This is a genomic window from Pseudomonas sp. CM27 (genome assembly GCF_013179515.1).
In the GTDB taxonomy this organism is placed as follows: Bacteria; Pseudomonadota; Gammaproteobacteria; order Pseudomonadales; family Pseudomonadaceae; genus Aquipseudomonas.
The window spans coordinates 1-3,145 of the sequence record NZ_JABMCN010000381.1 but is presented as its reverse complement, the minus strand read 5'-3'; the positions used below and the strand labels follow the sequence as shown (position 1 = coordinate 3,145).

The following is a 3,145-nucleotide window of genomic DNA, read 5'->3' as shown; positions in this document are numbered from 1 at the left end:
GGCCTGCACCAGCGCACGCACGTCACCGCCGGCGCAGAATGCCTTGGCCCCCTGGCCGCGCAGCAGCACGCAAACGATGCCCGGGTCGCGGGCCCAGGCGTGCAGCTGTTCGCCCAGCACCTCGATCATCGGCAGGTTCAGGGCGTTGAGCGCCATGGGCGCGTTCAGGGTGGCGATGCCGATGCGGGCGCCATCGGCGCCGGTGAGTACCTCGCAATGAATGGCCATGGACTACCTCGCTCAAGTCATCGCTCTAGTATGGCTGGCCTGGCCGATCATGCCGGTTGTCGGTCGGATCGTTTGACAAGCGGGGAGGGCTTACCTAGTGTCGCGCCATTGTTTACGGATGGCCCCATGACTGAAGACGATCGCATCAAACTCGAACCCAGCTGGAAAGCCGCATTGCGCGACGAGTTCGACCAGCCCTACATGCATCAGCTGCGTGAGTTCCTGCGTGGCGAATACGCCGCTGGCAAGGAGATCTACCCGCCAGGGCCGCTGATCTTCAATGCGTTGAACTCGACACCGCTGGACCAGGTGAAGGTAGTCATTCTCGGCCAGGACCCGTACCACGGGCCGGGGCAGGCCCACGGCCTGTGCTTCTCGGTGCAGCCGGGGGTTGCCACGCCACCCTCGCTGGTGAACATCTACAAAGAGTTGCAGCGCGACCTGAACATTCCGATTGCCAGCCATGGCTACCTGCAGAGCTGGGCCGAGCAGGGCGTGCTGCTGCTCAACACCACCATGACCGTAGAGCGCGCCAATGCGGCGTCGCACGCGAAGAAGGGTTGGGAGTTCTTCACCGACCGGATCATCCAGGTGGTCAGCGAGCAATGCCCGAATGTTGTGTTCCTGCTGTGGGGCGCGCATGCGCAGAGCAAGCAGAAGCTGATCGACGGGACCAGGCACCTGGTGCTCAAGTCGGTGCACCCGTCGCCGTTATCGGCTTACCGTGGGTTCCTGGGGTGTGGGCATTTCAGCCGGGCCAACGGCTTCCTCGAGCAGCGCGGGCTGGCGCCGATCAACTGGGCACTGCCGCCGCTTTGATTGCCTGACATACCGTGTCGCCCTCTTCGCGGGCAGGCGACGCGGTCAGTCCGGGTTTGTATTCCACAAGCGGAACAACGGCTCCGCCAGAAACAGCACAAACAGCAAGCGCATCACCTGCAACGCCGTCACCAGCGGCACCGACAGCTGCAAGGTTTCCGCCGTCAGGCTCATCTCGGCAATCCCGCCCGGCATCATCCCCAGTGTCAGCGAGCGCAGGTCCAGCGCGGTCGTCACGCTCAGTACCCACGCGGCACTGGCGGCGATCGCCATGCACAGCGCCGTGGCCAGCAGGGTGCGCCCGAGAAACGACGGGGCACGGCGGAAGAACGCGCGGTTGAAGTGGCAGGCCAGGCCGCTGCCGATCAGCCATTGGCCGATCTGGCTGGCGCCGTTGGGCAAGGCGATCTGCAGGTTGCCCGCCAGGCTCACCGCTGCCGCCACCAGCAATGGCCCGAACAGCCAGGGGTTGGGCTGGCGCAGGCGCTGCCAGAGCAACGCAACGACCACACCCAGCGGGGCGATCAACGCCAGCCAGCCCCAGCTGACACTGCCAGTGTGGTTCAGTGGCACCCCATCGCCCAGCAAGAGCTTGAACAATGCCGGCACACACAGCACCACCGCCAGCACGCGCAAGCTCTGCGCCGCCGCCACCTGGCTGAGCACCGCGCCATTGCGCGCGCCCAGGTTGACCATCTCCCCCGAACCGCCGGGCATGCTGGCGAAGAACGCGGTGGCGCGGTCCTCGCCGGTGCGCCGCAACAGCCACACGCTGATCACGCTGGACAAGGTGGTGAACAGCGCGCCGAAGAAGATCAGCGCGAAATGGCTGGCCACCTGTTCGATTACGGCAGGGGTGAAATGCAGGCCAATGCCGATGCCGATGATCCACTGCCCGCATTTGCGGCCATTGGGCATTTCCGGCAGCTGCCAGGGTGTCAGGCAGCGCACCAGGATGATCGCCAGCAACGAGCCGACCATCCACGGCAAAGGCCAGCCGACCTTGCTGGCGGCAAAACCGCCAGCAATGCCGACCAGCCCGGTTGCGACAAACAACGGCAACGCGCGATCAGGCATCGGCCATGGCCCGACGCAGCTGGCTGCGTTTGCGCCAGCTGCGCAGCAGCGGCAATGTCAGCATGCAGACGGTCAGTGCCCATACCGACATGCTGATCGGGCTCGACCAGAGGATGCCCAGCTCACCGTTGGAAATCGACAGCGCCCTGCGCAGGTTCTGCTCCATCAGCCCGCCCAGGATGAAACCGAGCAAAATCGGCGACAGCGGGAAGTCCAGCTTGCGCAGGATGTAACCCATGATGCCGATGCCGACCATCAGGAACAGGTCGAAGGTGGTGGCATGCACGGCGTACACGCCGATACCGGTGATGATGGCGATCACCGGCACCAGCGCCCAGTTCGGCACGGCAAGGATGCGGGTGAAGATGCGGATCATCGGGATATTGAGGATCACCAGCATGATGTTGGCGATGAACAACGACGCGATCAGGCCCCAGACAATGTCGGGCTGCTGCTGGAACAGCAGTGGGCCCGGGGTGATGTTGTACAGCGTCAGGGCGCCGATCATCACCGCAGTGGTGCCCGATCCAGGCACGCCCAGTGTCAGCATCGGTACCAGGGCGCCACAGCAGGAGGCGCCAATGGCGGTTTCCGGGGCGGCCAGGCCGCGAGCGTCACCTTTGCCGAACTCGCCTTTGTCACCCGCCAGGCGCTTCTCGGTCATGTAGGCAACGGCACTGGCCAGTGTCGCGCCCGCGCCGGGCAGCACGCCCATGATGAAGCCAAGCAGGCCGCAACGGATGTTGACCGCGAACACCGAAGCCGCTTCCTTGAAGTTGAACAGCATGCGCCCGGTGGCCTTGACCGCCTGGTGGCCATGGTGGGTCTTTTCCAGCAGCAAGAGGATTTCGCTGATGGAGAACAGGCCCAGTACCAGTACCACGAACTGGATGCCGTCGGCCAGGTGCACGCTGTCACCGGTGAAACGGTACACACCGCTGTTGGCATCGATACCGACTGCCGAAAGGAACAGGCCGATCAAGGCGGCGATGAAGGTCTTCAGCGGCTTGTCACCCGCCAT

At 64.5% G+C, this 3,145-nt stretch carries 4 protein-coding genes; 1 reads left to right on the top strand and 3 read right to left on the bottom strand.

Features of this window, described 5'->3' with window-relative positions; all coding sequences use genetic code 11:
* A partial coding sequence (locus tag HP547_RS28040) for an enoyl-CoA hydratase/isomerase family protein (RefSeq protein ID WP_172288723.1) occupies positions 1-228 on the bottom strand: 228 nt, incomplete at its 3' end.
* Between the two features lie 126 nt (positions 229-354).
* Here HP547_RS28040 and ung point away from each other — a divergent pair.
* Positions 355-1,047, top strand: a complete 693-nt coding sequence (gene ung, locus HP547_RS28035) for a uracil-DNA glycosylase (RefSeq protein ID WP_172227084.1) — start codon at positions 355-357, stop codon at positions 1,045-1,047.
* 45 nt (positions 1,048-1,092) lie between these two features.
* On the opposite strand, the gene HP547_RS28030 is transcribed toward ung, so the two are convergent.
* Both HP547_RS28030 and HP547_RS28025 read right to left on the bottom strand, forming a co-directional pair.
* Positions 1,093-2,124: an AbrB family transcriptional regulator gene (locus HP547_RS28030; protein WP_172288721.1), complete on the bottom strand. Its 1,032-nt coding sequence runs from the start codon at positions 2,122-2,124 to the stop codon at positions 1,093-1,095.
* A partial coding sequence (locus tag HP547_RS28025) for a tripartite tricarboxylate transporter permease (protein ID WP_172288719.1) occupies positions 2,117-3,145 on the bottom strand: 1,029 nt, incomplete at its 5' end. The genes HP547_RS28030 and HP547_RS28025, both read right to left, overlap by 8 nt.

Excerpts from the sequence above, each read along its gene's own strand:
- ung (WP_172227084.1), top strand. The coding sequence starts at position 355 with ATGACTGAAGACGATCGCATCAAACTCGAACCCAGCTGGAAAGCCGCA.
- HP547_RS28030 (WP_172288721.1), bottom strand. The coding sequence starts at position 2,124 with ATGCCTGATCGCGCGTTGCCGTTGTTTGTCGCAACCGGGCTGGTCGGC.